The following is an 18,258-nucleotide window of genomic DNA, read 5'->3' on the forward strand; positions in this document are numbered from 1 at the left end:
GTCGTCACAATGGAGTGACGACCTTTTTACATAACTCGAATTAAAATAATACCGACAATCCATACAAAGAGAAAAAGAAGCGTCATAGACCATTTATGTTCTTGCATCGTTTGTTTCAATGCCTGTGATAATTGTGTCATGTTCATTTCCGCAAGCGCTCTCCATACACTTACATCCCGATCTTTAGCAATGCGGTCTGTAACGCTAATTAAAATTGTTTCGTTAGACAATTTCGTTATATAAGCAGTAATAACCGTTACCATCAAATTTATATTTCCTTCTGAAGAATCACTTTCCACTCTAGAGATAAGTGCACTCACATCTAGTAACGGAATATGTACTTTTCTACCAAATGATAGTTGTACTTCAGCGAAATCATATGTTCCATCTAACAAAGGAAGTTCTTTTATATGAGCCTGCTTAACAAGCCCTTGTAGGCTTCTAATTACTTGTTCAAATATTTTTTCTGTTTGCTTTCCTTCTCCAGATAACGTGTGTAACTTTTTAAAAAGTTGTAACACTGTATCCATCTCTTTAGAAAGCATTTCCTTCATAATCTTTCCATCACTTAAACTTGCAAGTAAAATACCTATTTCATTATTTTTCGAAATAATTTTAGACTGTCCAGTAAACACTAAATTGCTACGCTTTCGTTCTTTCTGGATCTCATGCTCCGAAATAGCTGCAGGCTGTTTTAATGGTTGTAACGCCTTATCTTCAATTGTCGTACGTTTAATCTCCATTTAAGCGCCTCCACTACTATGAAATAATTAGCCCCATTCTTTATTACTCTTTAAAACTAAAAACAGTACGAATAAACCTGACATGATAGTAAACACATCAGAAGCTTGCACTCCCTGTTCACCTTTTTCTTCTTTCTTGTCTTTCGGTTCTTCTTTTTGTTCTTTCTTTTTAGAGGCAACTTGTTTGTTATTTTTCTCTTTTTGGTCCTTCGCCTTATGTACTTCCTTGTTGTCTTCGAACGGCTCTTTTATAACGTAAGTAAATTCCTCTTTCTCTTCCAACGGTTCTTTTATAAACTTATTTACTTTCTCATCTCGCTTCGGAATTTGAACAACTGGCAAATTTTCTTCTAGAACCGGGTTTTTGACTTTGGAATCTTCTTGCTTCTCATTTTCTTTCTTATCTTCTAATTCATTTTCTAGTTTATTATCTAATTTATCTTCTTTCTCTTCTATCTTTTTATCATCTTCATTTTTTGGCACCAAAACAGAAATGGTATATTCACTTTCCTCAACAAGTTTATTACCTGCTGCATCTATTATCTCTACAAGTAATTCGTATGGCCCAGCCGGCAATGCTTCTGTTATTTCAAATACTTTTTGCCAATCCATATCATGCTTGTTGTAGTCTAATAAAAACGAAAGCTCTTTATTTTCTTTCCCTTTTAATGTAACGCGCAATTCTTTTACAACCGATTCTATATCTGATGCTTTTACTCGTATATGTATAGAATCTCCCTGTTTTCGTTCAACTAAGTTCTCTTTTACTTCATCAATAGTAACTTTCTGTAACTTTGGCAATTCTTTATCTATAGTTGGCGTTTCATTTTTAATACGAATGAGCGGGACTTTCACTTCATTTTTTATGAGCTCTTCTTTCTCATTCTCTTTGTAACTTTGAACGAGCTGAAGATTCCAATCACCTTGCAAATCAAAATCCCCTGCTTTATAGTTAGCAACCCAGCTCTTCGTTTCTTCATCATACTCAAAAGATAACATTCTTTCTTGCGCATATTGCTCCCCATTTTTTTGTAACTGCAATATCCCTTTCATACTTTGAATGTTTTTCCCATTTGGTTCTACAGCAATTCGCACCTCTTCGCCAACTTTAAGCTCCGGCTTATTTACTGTAATAATTCCCTGTTCTGTTTCTATCTTTCTTTCACTCAATTGTTTATTTACTACTTCTTGTTGTTCTGCTTCTTTTTGTTTCTCTTCATCTTGCTTCGTTTCCACTTGCTCTGACGATTCTTGAGATTCCTTATTTTCTTCTTGTACATTCACTTCATTTATTTTTTGATCTGACTCAATTTGTTCCTCAGCCTGACTTTGCAAGGGGAAGAACAAGCATACATGTATGCATAGCCAACTCATTAGAAAAAACTTTACGTTTTTCATCTACTAGTTCAAACTCCTATTTCAATGCCTTATAGTGATTTCGTCACTTTTACTCCGAAAAATCCATCTACATTTACAAGTTCACCATACGCCACTAATACATCATTTACATAAATACGAATTGGTTCATCAATATCCTCATCTAGCACAACTGCTTCATTTTCTTGTAAACTTAATATATCTTGAATCGTTTTCACTGTACTTCCAAATACAAATTTCACGTTCATTTCTACATTTTTTAGAATGGACGTGTCCATATATACTGGTTCCATTTGTTTTACTTCTTTAAATTCAATAGGTTGCACAACTGGTTCTACAATTTTTTCTTCTTCAATTTCTTCTGTGGCAATCTCTTCTTCTTCCACCATTGGATACAGAAGTCGCCTTACCATTTCTTTCGCTTCAGAAATTGGCAAAATTTGATACATTTTCGATTGAAGCAGATCACCAATTTCAAGATTGAACGTAATTTGAACGAGTTCGTCCACTTCCATTGACTCTCCCAAATACTCCATTTCTTCTTTTAACGTTACAAATTTAACATTTGGCGGCGTCATGTCCATTTTTTCTTGGAACATTTCTGACATCGCCGTAGCAGCATGACCCATCATTTGGTTCATAATTTCTTTAATACCGCTCAGTTCTAATTCAGTAAGCTCTTTTTCCGGATCAACTTCCCCTGTTCCCATCATCATTAAATCTACCATTGTTAAGGCGACATCTTTCGTAAATACGAATACATTCTCATTCTTTAGCCCTTCAACAAAGTCAACATTTAAAATAACAAATGGCACTGGTACTCCATCATAATGACGAACATTGATTGCTTCCACATTTGGTGTACTAATTGTAACTGGCTGATTTAAAAGCGTTGACAATACTGTTGAAGCGGAACCAATTGAAATATTTGCAATTTCACCAAGTACATCTTTCTCTTCTTGTGTTAAATGCTCTTTTTCAACTTGTTCTTCTACAATCTCAGTTTCCACTACTTCTGCTGGTTCGACTGTTTCTTCTACTTCACCAGATAATTGCATTAATTTATTTACCATTTGTTTCGCATGATCAACTGAAACAATTTGTACAAGTTTAGAGTTTACAAGATTATCTATCTTTAAATCAAACGACACTTTAACAATCGTATGATTCCCATCGATTTCAGAAATTTTCTCCATTTCTTCTGATAACTTTACAACTTTAATCGTCGGCGGAGACATATCTACTGTATCTTGGAAGAATTCCGACATAGATGTAGCTGCGAATCCCATCATTTGATTCATCGCTTCTTGTACAGCACTTAGCTCTAATTCGCCAAGTTCTTTTCCGTCCTCCACTTCACCTGTTCCCATCATCATTAAATCAGCAATGGATAATGCAACATCTTGCTTAAGGACAAGAAGGTTTTCCATATCTAATCCTTTTGTAAAATGAATGTTTAATACAACATGTGGAACTTCGACATCTCTTGAATCATATAAATCTACCAACTCTATGCGAGGAGCAGTAATGCTTACTTGCCTATTTAAAATTGTTGATAATACAGTCGAAGCTGAACCAAATGATATATTTGCAATTTCGCCAAGAATATCGCATTCTTGAGGCGTTAAATGCTCATTTTCTTTTTCTAGCACAATCGTGCTCGTATCCCCTTTTGTGTGTTGCTCAGGCATTTTCCCTGCCTCCTCATTTCTGTTTTTCTATCAAATAATATAAACTCTCATTTGATTTTAGCAAACTCATTAGTATAAAACGTTACTATGTATCCCATTATTAGATTCGTAGCAATTAGCCAAAAAGCTCCCCAATTGTATACAAGTGGGGAGCTTTCCTTCATTCCTATTATAAACCTTCTGGGTTTAAAATGAGGACCACTCGTCCATCACCGAGAATCGTCGCACCAGAGAAATAGTTAGAACTCTCTGCAAAGAAGTCACCTAATGACTTTAAGACTATTTCTCTTTGACCGATAATTGTGTTTACAATAAGTCCATAGCTGCGATGTGTATTACGAACAATTAACACAGGAACCATTTGACCATCATATGACGCAAACGCCTCATCTACTGTTTTTTCACCAAATACAGTACTTAAATGTTTCACTTCAATAATTTGATTACGATAATTTAACACATCTTTCCCTTGTAAGGATTGGATGTCTTCTCTCTTAATTCGAATTGCTTCAACGATATTTCCAAGAGGTAAAGCATAACGCTTATCATTCGTTTGAACAAGCATAGATTGAATAATAGACAACGTTAATGGAAGTTCAATTCTAAATGTACTTCCCTTTCCTTCCTCAGAATCAATAATTAAATGTCCACCTAAACTATGAATCGTATGTTTTACAACATCTAATCCGACACCGCGTCCAGAAAGATCTGATACAACTTCAGCTGTACTAAATCCTGGTTGGAAAATAAGATCAAACACTTCACGATCTGTTAATCTATTCGCATCTGCTTCAGTTACAACGCCATTTTTAATCGCTTTTTCTAATACTTTCCCTTTATTAATACCGTTTCCATCATCCGTAATTTGAATAACGACATGATTTCCACTATGAAAGGCTTCTAATTTAATCGTACCTGTCTCATTTTTACCTGCATCACGTCGTTTTTCAACAGTTTCAACACCGTGATCGATTGCATTTCGAATTAAATGAACGAGCGGATCACCGATTTCATCAATAACAATTTTATCTACTTCAGTATCTTCACCTGTAATTTGTAAATCGATTTTTTTCCCTAAATCTTTCGCTAACATACGTACCATACGCGGGAAACGATTGAACACAGTTTCAATCGGCACCATACGCATATTTAATAGTACATTTTGAATATCTTTTGAAATATCGCCTAATCGATTTAAATGTTCAATTAGCTCCTTGTTTTGAATCGTTTGAGCCAATTCATCAATGCGCCCACGTTCAATTACACTTTCTTCAAACATATTCATTAATCTTTCGATTTTCTCTAATTGAACACGAATTGAACGATTCTCCACTTTAGCATTTTTCGTTTTTGTAGTACTTTTAGCTGGCATAGCACTTGAAGGTTGATTCGTTGCCTCTATTGGTGATTCTACCTGCGTAGCCACAGCTGGTTGTAGCTTTTCTTCTACTTGCACAACTTCTTGTGTAACAACTTTTTTAGAAGCTACTTCCTTCGATATAGGTTCTCCTTGCTTTACTTCCACTTTCTCAATTTCAGAAACATGAAGTACTACTTGTTTCAACTCTTCTATACTACAATCCGTATCCATAAATACTGTAAATTCAAATCCGAAAGCATCTGCTTCAATTTCTTCAATACTCGGAGCTGTTTTTTGTATATTTCCTACATTTTGCAATGCTTCAATACACATAATGGCACGTACTGCTTTTAAAATTGCTTGCTGTTCAACTGTTATATGCACTTCATGCGAAACTGCATCATCGTTGTCTATATGATTTTGCTCTATATGTTCCGTAGGAGTTTCTACATCGCCGTTCAATAACGCTTCTAATTTCTGTTTAGTTGAGGCTACATCAATATTGCCCATTCCACCTTGTTGCACATCTGCAACCATCTTCTCCAAATTATCAATGCACTCAAAAATCACATCAATAATATCCGCATTTACAACTATATTTCCATGACGAATTTCATCTAACACATTTTCCATCTTATGCGTTAAATCAGCCATCTCCGTAAATTCCATACTCGCAGACATACCTTTGAATGTATGAGCGGAGCGGAATATTTCTCCTACAACATCCATATCAGCAGGATTTTGCTCTAACACTAGCACATTTTCATTTAGCGACTGTAAATGTTCTTCTGACTCTTCGAAAAATATATTTAATAGATCTGTTTGCATTTTTATCCCCTACCTGTCTAACAAACATTTCATTTATGTATAACAATTTAGTGTTTTACAATGAGAAAAAAGGGGGCCACACGTCGATCCGCTATCACTGTTTTGATTCCTTGTGGCACCCCTTCTATATTAACTATTTGCTACTTTTGTTAAAGCTTCAATTACACGATCGGCTTGGAATGGCTTTACAATAAAGTCTTTTGCCCCGCCCTTAATTGCATCTAATACCATACCTTGTTGTCCCATTGCAGAACAAATAACAACCTTTGCACTTGAATCAATTTTAATAATTTCTTTTAATGCTTCAAGCCCGTCCATTTCTGGCATAGTAATATCTAATGTTACAATATCAGGTTGAAGTTCTTTATACTTTTGAATCGCTTCTATCCCATTCTCTGCTTCGCCGATAACTTCAAATTCAGCATTACTTTTTAATAAGTTTTTAATCATCGTTCGCATAAACATCGCATCGTCTACTACTAAAATTTTATGTGCCATTCTTTTTAATTCTCTCCTTCTATGTATAAATATATCTTAATATTTCACCTTATCATTCTCACTCATTATACAAAATAAAATGATAAAATTTAATATTTTTTTAAAAGAATTTTCGTATTTTCATTATTTTATTATTAAAATAATAATATACTACTCTTTTATATAAATAACAACGCGACGGTTTTTTTCCCAGTTTTGCGGTGAATCATTTGGTACAATTGGCTTTGTGTCTGCATATCCTACCGCAGCTAGCCTTTTATCATCCACATTATACACTTCAATTAAATGGTGAATCATATTTGCCGCTCGTGCTGAAGATAACTCCCAATTAGAAGGGAATTTCTCGTTATGAATAGGTCTACTATCTGTATGTCCCTCTACAACAATTGGGTTAGGTACGGATTGAAAAAATCCAACTAATTGACTTATTATCCCTTTCGCTTCGGGCTTAACGTTTGCATCGCCTGTATCAAATATTAAATTATCTACTATAACGACGCTTACCCCTGTATCCTCTCGATATACATTCACTTGACTAATACCGTTATTATCTACATACGCTTTCAACTTCTTATATAATTCATCCATTCTCTTTTTTGAGATCATTTTTTCATCATTTTTTTCATGTGAAATATCTGGTATTGTATTTTCCATTACTTTTGCATCTACTTGCCCCGTATCACTAAACTTTTCAAGCATCTTTGACAATTTTACTGCATCTTGCTTTGATGTAGCAACTAGTAATACAAAGAAAGTTAATAATAACATCGTTAAATCTGTAAAAGTCGTCATCCAACGAGGCGATCCCTTTTGCGGTCCTTTACTCATCATACCACTCCTTGAAATATTAGGCTGCTCCTTTTACCTTTTTTACCTTTGTTTCGTATACGTATGTATCCAGTTTCAACTTTAATTTAGAAGGGATTTGTCCACGATACAATTCTGAAATTGCTTCTATTACAAACTTCTTCTCTGTATATAAATCTTCAATACCACGATATACTTTTTCCGCAAGAGGGATTGCAATCATATTCGCAAGTACAGACCCATATAATGTCGTTAACATCGCAACTGCCATCCCTGTACCAATTTGCGATGTATCTTGTAAGTTTTGGAGCATAATGATAAGACCAATTAAAGTCCCTATCATGCCCCAAGCTGGAGCAAAATCACCAATTTTATCTAATAATGCTGCTCCTTTTCTTAACTCATACACTTCCGTTTCAATATCTTTCAATAACACTTCTTTTAATTCATCTTCATCGTAACCGCTTAACATTAATCGAATTCCTTTTTGAATAAAAGGATTATCCACTTGCTCTCCATCTACCTCTAAAGAAAGTAAGCCGTGCTTTTTAGACTTTTTCGAAAAATCGACAAACAAATCCGTTAACTGTTCTAAATCTTCTTCTCTTCTATGTAAAACAGTAAAAATGCTTTTCGTATATTTTTTTATTTCTCCAAATCGATATGCCACAACAATTGTCGCTGTTGTTCCCCCTATGACAATTAAAATAGATGAAACATCTAAAAAGTTTTTGAAAGCTTTTATTCCACCGCCGCCAAGCATAATTGCCGCTATCACTATAATGAAACCTACTATAATGCCCACTGGGCTAGAAATATCAAACTTCCTTTTTCTTCTTTGTGGTCTAGCTAATACTTGATTTTTCTCTCCCATATTTCTGCCCTTTCCTTTCCATTTTTATATAACATTTTTTTATTTTAATAATACGTTTTCACATATAACATGTATTATACGCTTATCATCTGTTTATCGCAATATACTCATGAAATTGACACATTTCATTTCTATATTAGAATTATGGTATGAATAAGTGAGGAGGATCACGATGGAACACAACATTTTACAAGTCATTGCATTAGCAGAAAAACTAAAATATGAAATGCGACATAGCTGGCTTTCCAACGGACGTCAAGAAAGTGTTGCCGAACATACATGGCGCATGTCTCTAATGGCCATTTTAGTTGAACCTTATTTGGATCAAAAAGTAAATATTGAGAAATTACTTAAAATGGTTATTATTCACGATCTAGTCGAAGCCGAAGCTGGTGATATCCCTGCATTTGATACAATGAATAGTCATGACTTACAGCTACAAAAACAAAAAAATGAACTAGAAGCTATTTTAAATATTAAACAAACATTAACAGGTTCTCTCGGTGAGGAATTATATGACTTATGGATGGAGTTTGAAGCGAAAGAAACGTACGAAGCAAAAGTTGCTAATGCACTCGATAAACTTGAGGTGAAAATCCAGCATAACGAAGCTGATATTGATACGTGGCTACCAATTGAACATAAAATGACATTCCAAGTAGCAAAGCATACAAACTTTGATTCTTTCCTATCTAAATTACAAAAAATCATTGAACAAGATGGAGAAAAGAAGTTAATTGCTGCCGGCATTGATGTTGAGGCATGCAAGCAATAATGAAATAAGACACTCAACAAGAGTGTCTTATTTCATTATTGTTGATATAGCCTGCTTATAAATAAGCTGTTGTTTTCCATCCACTAAGATTAAAACTGTAAATTTATCTACTCCAACAACTTCTCCTATTATTCTAACGCCACTCTTTAAGAAAATTGTAACTGTACCTTTTTCTTCTTTTATTTGTTTATACAATTCTTCCTGTAAATGTTCCAATTACTGTCCTCTCCTTTCTGTGAAACATCTTAATATAAAAAACTATAAATTTTTTATTTATGCACTTTGTCTTTTATGTTCATAAACTTATTAATAAGTATATCTAAATCACGACTAAATAACAAAACTTTATCATGATCCAATCCGTGTCTCGCAACAAGTTGAATTAACTCTTTCTTTTTGTTTTCTATTTTATTTTTTAATTGTCCCATCTCCATCTCTATACTAAAACTCCCTTTTCCCATAATATTACTTGTAAAATTATAGTACATATTCTCTCATAAAAAAATAAGAAAATGGTTTTTTTTACAATTTTTTATTTTTTATGCCTAAATTATGAATTACGTAAAGGTTTATTTACAAATCACTAACATGCAATCCTAATGAATCTACAGGCATTTGTCTAATTATAAATGAGACTGGCTCGTTTTCTATACAAAAAACATACTGTATATAGTAGTCCATGAACCATATAGATTAACTTACTAAAAAGGAGGAAAACATATGAGTTATGGTGGAAGTTGCGCTGGTTTCGGCGGTGGATTTGCTTTGCTTATCGTACTATTCATCCTTCTAATCATCATCGGATGTAGCTGTTGGGGTGGCGGCGGATACGGATATTAATATATCCTACCCTTGACAAATGAACGAAAAACTATAAAAAAAACAGCTCATATTTGAGCTGTTTTTTTCATACTTTCGTATGAATTTATATCCCTCTTATTTGCGATTTCAACTAACAACATATTGTTTACTATGGAATAAGAAACATTTTTACTAAGGGGGGATTACAATGATTAGAGGTCTTTACGAAGCACATTTACCTGTCCGCAACTTAAAAGTATCAATACCTTTTTATGAATCACTAGGGCTAAAATTATATAAAAGAGGAGATAATATTGCTTTCTTTTGGATTAAAGAAAATGAGAGTTGGCTCGGCCTTTGGGAAGGCACAGAATACAAAGTGAATTATCACCCCTCTTTACGACATATCGCCTTTCAAGTAAGTTTACATGATTTAGAAAATGCGATTCATTGGCTAAATCAAAAAAGAATTTCAGCACGAAAAGACTTTGGAATGGAACCAATTGAACCGATTGTTTTTCCGGAATTAGCACATGCAGCCGTATACTTTAACGACCCTGATGGAAATAGTTTAGAATTGATTGCACAATTACCTGTTGGACTTCCTACAGCGGAAAAAGTGTATTTAAGTGAGTGGAAAGAACAAATTCAAACATCGTCATTACATAAGGAATAATCTATTTATGTCAGTTTCTTATTCCACACTTCTTAAAACAAATAAAAACTTCAATAAACTATTTTATGGGCAAACATTAAGTGTACTTGGGGATTGGTTCCATACGGTAGCTTTATTAACATTTGTCTACAGCATAACGGAATCGCCGTTTATGATCGCACTTACTTTTATAAGTAAAAGTTTACCACAGCTTCTTCTTAGTCCATTCATAGGCGGAATTGTAGATCGTTTCTCTAAAAAGAATATTATGATTTTCACCGATATTACACGGGGAATTCTAGTTCTTACATACTTACTCGCAGGCTATAAAATTGAGATTATTTTCATTGCTAATATATGTTTATCTGTACTTGCTTGTTTATTTGAACCAGCTAAACAAGCAACCTTAAAAAATATCGTACACCAAAATCATTTCGTAACTGCTAACTCTCTTTCTAGTACAATTACTGGTTTTATGTCTATTATAGGTGCTTCTTTGGGCGGGATACTTACACAATCTTTACATATTGAGTTCGCTTTTTTAGTAAATAGCCTATCATACTTTATTTCAGCCTATTTTATTTATAACATGAGTATTCCTGCTCATGATACTTGTAACAAGAACAAAGCATTTTTCACTGATATAAAAGGTGGTTATACATACATATTACAAACAAAAATCATTTTAACATTAATTCTTGTCGGCATTTCATGGGGCATTATTGGAGGCGCTTATCAACTACTTCTAACGATCTATGCCGAAAAAATTTTCCATACGAACATTGGGATTTTATATACGGTTCAAGGGGCTGGGCTTATGATAGGAAGCCTTCTCGTTAATCTTTATATATCCCATAATAAAGAAAAAATGAAAAAAGTATTCGGTTGGGCCTACTTATTACAAGGAATTTTCTTTCTCGGATTCATTCTATCCGATCAACTTATTATCGGTATCATTACTTTATTCTGTATGCGTATAGCAGGAGGAATCATCGTTCCACTTGATACGACATTACTTCAAACTTACACACACGAAAATATGATAGGTAAAGTTTTTTCATTCCATTATTCTATTTACGGATCTCTTATTCAGTTATCGATGTTTTTTACAGGAGGGCTGTTAGAAATTCTTTCTCCTCAAATGATTGGCAGTTTATTAGCTACATGCTGTATTTTTGTAAGTTTTATATGGATGTTCTTATTTTATCGCGGGGATCTCAGTGAATAATTTAATGATAATCAATACATTTGGATCCCATTCATTATTTGTTTCCCCATAATAAAATTGTTTCAAAATGTAAGTCGGATTTTTTAGTTAAAGAGCCTTATATGGCAATACTATTTGAGAAAAAACTAGATATTTATGTTAAAATACAAATGAGTTTGTGAAATATTGCACTTAAATAATAGACTTTAACTAGTTAAACTTGATTAAATAGGAGGGCTGTTTTGGGTATCACATTCATTTTCGTATGTATTATATTAGTGGCTTCTATTCTGCAAGCAAGTACAGGTTTTGGCTTTTCCATAATGGCAACCCCTTTCTTACTTATGTTATTTCTACCACAAGAAGCTATACAAATAAACATTATTTTATCTTTAATTATTTCCATTTCACTCATTTGGAAAATAAGAATGGACGTTGATTTTGTTCTACTGAAAAGGTTTATTTTTGGAAGTATAGTTGGTGTTCCTTTTGGCATTTTAATTTTCATTTCCGTTAACATAAACACTTTTAAATTAGCAGTTAGCATCCTACTCTTACTATTAACATTATTGCTAATATGCAACGTTAAGATTAGATCAACACAATCTAGAGATTTCATAGTTGGTGGATTATCTGGTCTTTTAACGACAAGTATCGGTATGCCCGGCCCACCCCTGTTACTTTATTTTACAGGAACTGATACTGAAAAAGAGAAGTTAAGAGCAACTACATTAGCTTTTTATTTGTTTATATATTTCATTAGTCTAGTAACCCAAATACTCTTTACTGGCACAAACAAAACCATTTGGGAATCAAGTCTTTATGCCATTCCAATTGTATTTTTAGGTTTGTTTATAGGTCAAATTATTTTCAAATGGCTTAATCAACGAATTTTTAAAATATTTACGTATATTCTTTTGAGCTGCACAGGTATATATCTTCTTATTGAAAGTTTGCATTTGTTATAAAAGGTGCTTTAGTTTGTGCCATAACAGATAGGTTTCAAATGAAGTATCGTTATATTTTTAAACATGATAACGATAAAAAGCGGCTATTATGCCGCTTTTTATTTTCAAATTAAATATTTTAAAACTAGAAGCCCACCTATCGCTATTACAAACATATTGAAAAAAATCAGCCAACTTTTTTCAATATCTTTATATCTCTCTTCTTTCACTCCACGTTGTTTTAGCTTCTCAATTACGTTTTTTAATTCTTGTTCATGCTCGGTACTTCCTAATTGTATATAGTTATTATCTATAGTAATTCCATATACATTCTTCATTTTTTTATGTCTCGAAACTGCTTGAATTGAGCTAATTAGCACATTGTACTCATTTATTTTTTTGAAATAACAATCTAACGATTTAATTCGTAATCTTGTATTCGTTAAAACAATGTAATAATAAAAAGTAGCACCTGTCGTGAATATATTCGGTATAACTTTAGAATTTACAAGACTTCCCTCTTCTACTAATATTTCACATTCGATTTTTTCTCCTTCTTGTAACTCTTTACGAACTAATTCTTCCAACATTTGCATCGTTAATTTCTTCAATAACTCCCCGTTTTTCACATAATACTTATCTATATTGATGGACTCATTTGCTTCTTTCTCTAAACGTGTAATTTCTTCCTCTGAATATTGGAGCTCATTTAACATCGATAATAATCTTTTATCCATATTACACACTCCCTTTCCACAGTTTTTGAAGTTTCCTCTTCCCACGAGAAATTCGATTGTATATATAATCCGCCGTTACTTTTAATTCTTTCGCAATATCGTCAATGGAATATCCATCAATATACCTCTTTAAAAAAATATATCGATCTTTCTTATTTAAATCTTGAACTATTTCCATAATCTCTTCTTCTTGTTCTATTTCATACCTATCATGTACACCTGTATCTATTTCTACGTCTTTATCGATTGTATTCTCTTTATATACTTTCTTTTTATATTCCAATGCCTTCAATTTAGTAATACCAATCATCCAAGATTTTAAGTTTCCCTTTTCTGTATCAAATTGGTCGATATTAAACCAAATGACAGTAAATACATCGTTATAACAATCATCCACATATTGTTTTTCAATAGGGGTACTTAATGATTTATGAATAATGTACAAAATTAATTTTCCATATTGATCAATCACTTCTTTCAAAGCATCTTGATCATGTTTTTTCATAGCTATAATTAAATCCTCTTCAGAATTGAAAATCATAAGCCTCTTCCTTCCTCAGTTCCCCTTTAGCAGCTGCTTTTACTTACTATTGGCATTTCATTCTCATTTTCTATCACTTTTGTAAAAAATTATTAATTTTTATTTCTATGTATATGATAACAAACAAAATACCTAAGTTCAGAAAGAATAAACAACTTTCTGGCCTTAGGTATTTCTCCTTCCCAAAAAGGCAAACCCGCATCACAGGTTTGCCTCTTTACTCACTTCTTATTTAATCCTTTTTCACTTAAGAACTCTTTCATATGCATTCTTTTTTCTTTAGACATAAACGAACTCATTGATTCCGTCCATGTTACGTTTTTCTTGTTTGATGATCTTTCTTTATAATACGCGCTCATCGTTTCATCATATTCATTTAATAATTCATCATATTTCTTTTCATCATATCCATTTTCATGAAGGATTGCTGCTACTGGTAAACGTGGTTTCACTCCATGATCTTCATCTGGTACGCCGACTGTCATTCCGAATACAGGATATACTTTATCAGGTAAATGAAGCAGTTCACTCACTTCTCTCGGATTATTACGAATACCACCAATATAACAAATACCGTATCCTAACGATTCTGCTGCTAGTGCTAAGTTTTGCGCAAAAAGCGAAGCATCTACCGTCGCAACGATAAAGTCTTCTACTCCCTCATGCTTTATCTCTGTACTATGTTTTTCACATGCAATTTCAAGTCGTTTTAAATCTGCACAACAAACAAAAAATGCTGCACAGTCCTTCACATGACGATTTCCGGATAGCTCTGCTAGTTTAGCCTTTAATTCCTGATCTGTTACATATATAACAGAATACGCCTGTACAAAATGTGATGAAGCTGCATGTTGCGCAGCGTGCACCATCTTTTCTACTACATCTTTCGGAATTGATTCTTCTTTATATTTACGAACTGAAACATGTTGCTCCATCTTATGTATGATCTCATTCATGAAAATCACTCCTTTTTTCTCTTCATAATGAAAAATTAACATATCTTTTTCAATTTTCACAACTTATAAGCACAAAAAGAGCAATTCTTTTTGAACTGCTCTTTTTTAAAACGTTTATCGATACGGTAAATGAAATTATACTTATCTTATTACGCCGTTTTCAAAACTTTAATACCTTTTACGATATTCCAAATGAAGTAGTAAATTCCTACAAGAATGAACACTGCATATGTGATCATCATTCCAATTCCAGCACCGTCAGATTGATTGAATCCTAAACCGAATATTCCTGATATCGCTAATCCTCCGAATAAAATTGCGTACGGGAAAATATGTGACCAAAATGCTTTTTTCGCGTGGTATTTCACTTCATCTTCCGCAACGAAGTACACGATAATTGGTAGTAAAAATGGTGCAAAAAAGATACTAAAGTAACATAGTGAAGATAGTATATTATTTCCTTTCATCCGACTCACCTCTAAATAGTTTTTGTTATCTTCATTATGTCAGGAATCCATTCTAGAAACTATCGCTTTACCTTTCATTAAGATGACATGTTTGTAAGATTTCCCTCAAAAAATCCCACCTGGACTTTCAGACGGGATTTTTTTCTCTATATTCGATTCATAAACCAATATTGCGTAATGGCTAAATACTCACGTATATTCGATGGAATGACAATTCGCTTTGGTGTTTCGGCCGGAAGACCTTCTAATTGTAACCCTTGCTTAGCTGCTATTTTTTTCGCTCTAAACATGTGGAAATCGTTTGTTACGATCATTCCTTTTTTCATATTGTCCGGAATTAAAGGTTTTGAGAATTTAATATTTTCATCAGTACTCGTTGACTTATCTTCCATTATAATGCGGTCTTCTGCAATTTTTAATTTCATTAATTCATTTTTCATTGCTAATGCTTCTGAAATATCTTCCCCTTTTCCTTTCCCTCCAGATACAATAGCGATTGCTTTCTCATGTGATTTCAAATACTCAGCTGCTTTATCAATACGATATTGCAATGAGTACGATGGTTTCGTTCCGTTTACTTTCGAGCCCAATACAATTATATAATCAGCTTCATAGGTCGCATTCATTTGCCCATGCTTATAAATGTTATATTGTAAAAATCCCACATAAACGGCGCAAACCATTATAATTCCTATCATATACTTAATTATTTTTTTCTTTTTCATATCCATATACTCCTATGTTCTTTGCTTCTTTCATGATAATATCCATTTATTTGTTTGTATACAGACAAATTCCAATTCAACCTAATTTATCCTCTAGAAAGTAATATTTATATTTCTTTCGGGAACAGTAAGTACAACTTTGCACGAAGGAGTGTCTCTATTGCTTCTCTTTTTATGTAACGTATCGTTCTTTTTTATTTTATTTTTACTATCACTTAAGATGCTCGGTAAATCAGCTTTAGCACAACTAACTCCTCATGATTTTGGTGCTATTATCTTTTTATCTTATTTAGCTTTTCAGGCCATACCAGTCTCTGGTGCTTTGCAAGCTTTTCTCGGTATGCTTGTAATTACATGTTTACATTTAATCCTTACAAAATTAAGCCTATTCAACAAACTAAATCGTTTTATTCTCGGGCACCCTATTATTTTAATTAAACATGGTGACATTATTTTTGAGAATTTACAAAAAAGTAGATATCCAATTGCTGAATTACTTTCTAACCTTCGCGTTGCAGGATATCCAAGTGTTCATGAAATTGAATACGCTATTTTAGAAGCGAACGGCGCTATTAGTATTTTACCAAAAAGAGAACTTGTACCATTAACTCCAAAAGATTTAAACATAGAAGTTAAGTATGCTGGATTACCAATTGCACTTATCGTCGATTCACAAATTCAATATGATAACTTAAAGTTAATACATAAAGATGAAAAATGGTTATATAAAGAATTAAAGGAAAAAGGAATTACAAATATTAAAAACGTTGCCTTTGCTTCTGTTCAAGAAACGGATGGATCTTTTGCGATTAGTTTAAAGGAATAAAAAAATCCCCTTAATTGCTTAAGGGGATTTTCTTCATCATATCGCTTCTTTCTCTCCTGCCATATTTAATGGAACAGGATGTTTCATACGATTCATCGTAAATACGATAATCGCTGTCATTACTTCTGCAACTGGCATAACGAGCCAAATTCCGTTTATCCCAAATAATTTCGGCATAATCCATAACAATGGAATAATAAATAGTAATCCTCTGCTCATTATAATAAGTACTGATTTCTTCGTTTGTCGCACTGATTGGAAGTACTCTCCATACACAATGTTATAACCTAAAAATACGTATTGGATAAAGAATAAGCTAATACCTGTTAAGGTTAACTCCAATAATTCTGGAGATTGGACATCAAATAAACCAATGATATATTTCCCGAAGAATAATCCGACAATTATCGCAATGCCTCCGAGGACAACTGCAATTTTCACAGCAAACTTCAATCCTTCACGAAGTCTCTCTGATAAATTTGCCCCATAATGGAAACTAGCAATTGGCTGTAATGCTCCTCCAACACCAAAGAATAATAGTAATGTCATTGCATGAATACTATTCACCATCGCATAGGAAGCTACTCCTACTTCTCCTACATATTGAACGAATGCGATATTAAAACCAATCGTTACGATTGCAACCGTACTTTCTGCTGTAAAACTTGGGAAACCAATCACCATAATTTGTTTGACAGTATCCCATTCAAAATGGAATTTCGTCCACTTTAAAATACTACTTTTTCTAAAGAAATGAGTTAATAATACAAGGAAACCAATCGCTGCCGAAAGAATAGTCGCTGAAGCAGCACCTGTTACGCCCCATCCAAAGATAAAAATAAAGATATAGTCAAACACTATATTTAATACAGCTGTTACAACAAGACCAGCCATTGCTAAATTAGGATTTCCATCATTTCGTATGAACGTACTTAAAATATTTTCTAAAACGTATATCATTCCAAATGTTAATAATACGTGTAAATAGTCTAACGCATATGGTAGAATTACTTCATTTGCACCAAATAAGTATGCTAAATCTTCTATTCTCCATAAGCAAATAGCTGCTAAAACACCTACGATAACAACTGCTACCGTCATGGATTGAGTAAAAATAGACCTTGCTCTCTCTCGTTTATTTTCACCTAATGCAATGGAGTATAACGTTGCCCCGCCCATTCCGATCCATAATGAAATAGAGAAGAAAATCGAAAATGCTGGAATAGCCACGTTCACTCCTGCTAAACCGTTCGCCCCAACTCCTCTACTAATCATGACCGCATCAATTACAATATTCACTGACATTAATACCATTCCAAGAACGGCTGGTATTAAATAAGAAATAAATAAGCTTTTTATCGGTTTTTCTCTTAATTTTTCTGTTGCTTCCATACTCTAATATGCTCCTTTTTTTCAACTCTCTTTTCTTAGTTTAAACCTTCA

Annotated in this window: 21 protein-coding genes; 6 read left to right on the plus strand and 15 right to left on the minus strand. The window is 33.3% G+C overall.

Annotated features, from left to right (window positions below; translation table 11 throughout):
• Window positions 1-26: 26 nt before the first annotated feature.
• From ACTFO4_RS09115 to ACTFO4_RS09145, 7 genes are all read right to left on the minus strand, one after another.
• Complete coding sequence (locus ACTFO4_RS09115; RefSeq protein ID WP_000403951.1) at window positions 27-743, minus strand: hypothetical protein; 717 nt, start codon at window positions 741-743, stop codon at window positions 27-29.
• Window positions 744-770: 27 nt separating this feature from the next.
• A complete protein-coding gene (locus ACTFO4_RS09120) occupies window positions 771-2,141 on the minus strand; it encodes a transglycosylase (protein ID WP_440013414.1) in 1,371 nt (456 codons plus the stop codon).
• A 29-nt stretch (window positions 2,142-2,170) separates the two neighbouring features.
• Entirely contained in the window at window positions 2,171-3,811 is a 1,641-nt protein-coding gene (locus ACTFO4_RS09125; RefSeq protein WP_078420966.1) for a flagellar motor switch protein, read from the minus strand.
• A 169-nt stretch (window positions 3,812-3,980) separates the two neighbouring features.
• Window positions 3,981-5,999, minus strand: coding sequence for a chemotaxis protein CheW (locus tag ACTFO4_RS09130; protein ID WP_440013413.1), 2,019 nt, complete (start codon window positions 5,997-5,999; stop codon window positions 3,981-3,983).
• 129 nt (window positions 6,000-6,128) lie between these two features.
• Window positions 6,129-6,497, minus strand: coding sequence for a response regulator (locus ACTFO4_RS09135; RefSeq protein ID WP_000940566.1), 369 nt, complete (start codon window positions 6,495-6,497; stop codon window positions 6,129-6,131).
• A gap of 150 nt (window positions 6,498-6,647) precedes the next feature.
• Window positions 6,648-7,325 (minus strand): OmpA family protein, encoded by a 678-nt coding sequence (locus ACTFO4_RS09140; protein WP_000033627.1) that lies wholly within the window; start codon window positions 7,323-7,325, stop codon window positions 6,648-6,650.
• Window positions 7,326-7,344: 19 nt separating this feature from the next.
• A complete protein-coding gene (locus tag ACTFO4_RS09145; RefSeq protein WP_000504191.1) occupies window positions 7,345-8,178 on the minus strand; it encodes a flagellar motor protein MotP in 834 nt (277 codons plus the stop codon).
• Window positions 8,179-8,350: 172 nt separating this feature from the next.
• On the opposite strand from ACTFO4_RS09145, the gene ACTFO4_RS09150 reads away from it, so the two are divergent.
• A complete protein-coding gene (locus ACTFO4_RS09150) occupies window positions 8,351-8,953 on the plus strand; it encodes an HD domain-containing protein (protein ID WP_000400752.1) in 603 nt (200 codons plus the stop codon).
• Window positions 8,954-8,980: 27 nt separating this feature from the next.
• Here the strand turns inward: ACTFO4_RS09150 and hfq are convergent, their stop codons facing one another.
• Window positions 8,981-9,169: an RNA chaperone Hfq gene (hfq, locus tag ACTFO4_RS09155; protein ID WP_000400664.1), complete on the minus strand. Its 189-nt coding sequence runs from the start codon at window positions 9,167-9,169 to the stop codon at window positions 8,981-8,983.
• Window positions 9,170-9,222: 53 nt separating this feature from the next.
• On the minus strand, window positions 9,223-9,441 hold the full coding sequence (locus ACTFO4_RS09160) for an aspartyl-phosphate phosphatase Spo0E family protein (RefSeq protein WP_000291688.1): 219 nt from the start codon (window positions 9,439-9,441) through the stop codon (window positions 9,223-9,225).
• 232 nt (window positions 9,442-9,673) lie between these two features.
• On the opposite strand from ACTFO4_RS09160, the gene ACTFO4_RS09165 reads away from it, so the two are divergent.
• The 4 genes from ACTFO4_RS09165 (at window position 9,674) to ACTFO4_RS09180 (ending at window position 12,584) form a co-directional block, all read left to right on the plus strand.
• A complete protein-coding gene (locus ACTFO4_RS09165; protein WP_000120179.1) occupies window positions 9,674-9,793 on the plus strand; it encodes a YjcZ family sporulation protein in 120 nt (39 codons plus the stop codon).
• Between the two features lie 169 nt (window positions 9,794-9,962).
• Window positions 9,963-10,430 (plus strand): VOC family protein, encoded by a 468-nt coding sequence (locus ACTFO4_RS09170; protein WP_017672979.1) that lies wholly within the window; start codon window positions 9,963-9,965, stop codon window positions 10,428-10,430.
• Window positions 10,431-10,437: 7 nt separating this feature from the next.
• Complete coding sequence (locus ACTFO4_RS09175; protein WP_017672980.1) at window positions 10,438-11,637, plus strand: MFS transporter; 1,200 nt, start codon at window positions 10,438-10,440, stop codon at window positions 11,635-11,637.
• 221 nt (window positions 11,638-11,858) lie between these two features.
• The gene (locus ACTFO4_RS09180) at window positions 11,859-12,584 is read left to right on the plus strand and encodes a sulfite exporter TauE/SafE family protein (RefSeq protein ID WP_017672981.1); all 726 of its coding nucleotides are present in this window, start codon (window positions 11,859-11,861) and stop codon (window positions 12,582-12,584) included.
• Window positions 12,585-12,688: 104 nt separating this feature from the next.
• On the opposite strand, the gene ACTFO4_RS09185 is transcribed toward ACTFO4_RS09180, so the two are convergent.
• The 5 genes from ACTFO4_RS09185 to ACTFO4_RS09205 form a co-directional block, all read right to left on the minus strand.
• On the minus strand, window positions 12,689-13,300 hold the full coding sequence (locus ACTFO4_RS09185) for a flagellar motor switch protein FliG (RefSeq protein ID WP_103622780.1): 612 nt from the start codon (window positions 13,298-13,300) through the stop codon (window positions 12,689-12,691).
• Between the two features lies 1 nt (window position 13,301).
• A complete protein-coding gene (locus ACTFO4_RS09190) occupies window positions 13,302-13,841 on the minus strand; it encodes a sigma-70 family RNA polymerase sigma factor (protein ID WP_017672982.1) in 540 nt (179 codons plus the stop codon).
• 221 nt (window positions 13,842-14,062) lie between these two features.
• Complete coding sequence (gene nfsA, locus ACTFO4_RS09195; RefSeq protein WP_061456995.1) at window positions 14,063-14,797, minus strand: oxygen-insensitive NADPH nitroreductase; 735 nt, start codon at window positions 14,795-14,797, stop codon at window positions 14,063-14,065.
• 149 nt (window positions 14,798-14,946) lie between these two features.
• Window positions 14,947-15,264, minus strand: coding sequence for a DUF4870 domain-containing protein (locus ACTFO4_RS09200; protein ID WP_000678038.1), 318 nt, complete (start codon window positions 15,262-15,264; stop codon window positions 14,947-14,949).
• Window positions 15,265-15,410: 146 nt separating this feature from the next.
• Window positions 15,411-15,989, minus strand: a complete 579-nt coding sequence (locus ACTFO4_RS09205; protein ID WP_000727396.1) for a YdcF family protein — start codon at window positions 15,987-15,989, stop codon at window positions 15,411-15,413.
• A 160-nt stretch (window positions 15,990-16,149) separates the two neighbouring features.
• On the opposite strand from ACTFO4_RS09205, the gene ACTFO4_RS09210 reads away from it, so the two are divergent.
• Complete coding sequence (locus ACTFO4_RS09210; protein ID WP_000923927.1) at window positions 16,150-16,815, plus strand: DUF421 domain-containing protein; 666 nt, start codon at window positions 16,150-16,152, stop codon at window positions 16,813-16,815.
• Window positions 16,816-16,851: 36 nt separating this feature from the next.
• On the opposite strand, the gene ACTFO4_RS09215 is transcribed toward ACTFO4_RS09210, so the two are convergent.
• On the minus strand, window positions 16,852-18,207 hold the full coding sequence (locus ACTFO4_RS09215; RefSeq protein WP_017672984.1) for an MATE family efflux transporter: 1,356 nt from the start codon (window positions 18,205-18,207) through the stop codon (window positions 16,852-16,854).
• Window positions 18,208-18,258 lie beyond the last annotated feature (51 nt).

Origin of the sequence: Bacillus cereus group sp. MYBKT14-1, assembly GCF_051915185.1 — a bacterium.
In the GTDB taxonomy this organism is placed as follows: Bacteria; Bacillota; Bacilli; order Bacillales; family Bacillaceae_G; genus Bacillus_A; species Bacillus_A cereus.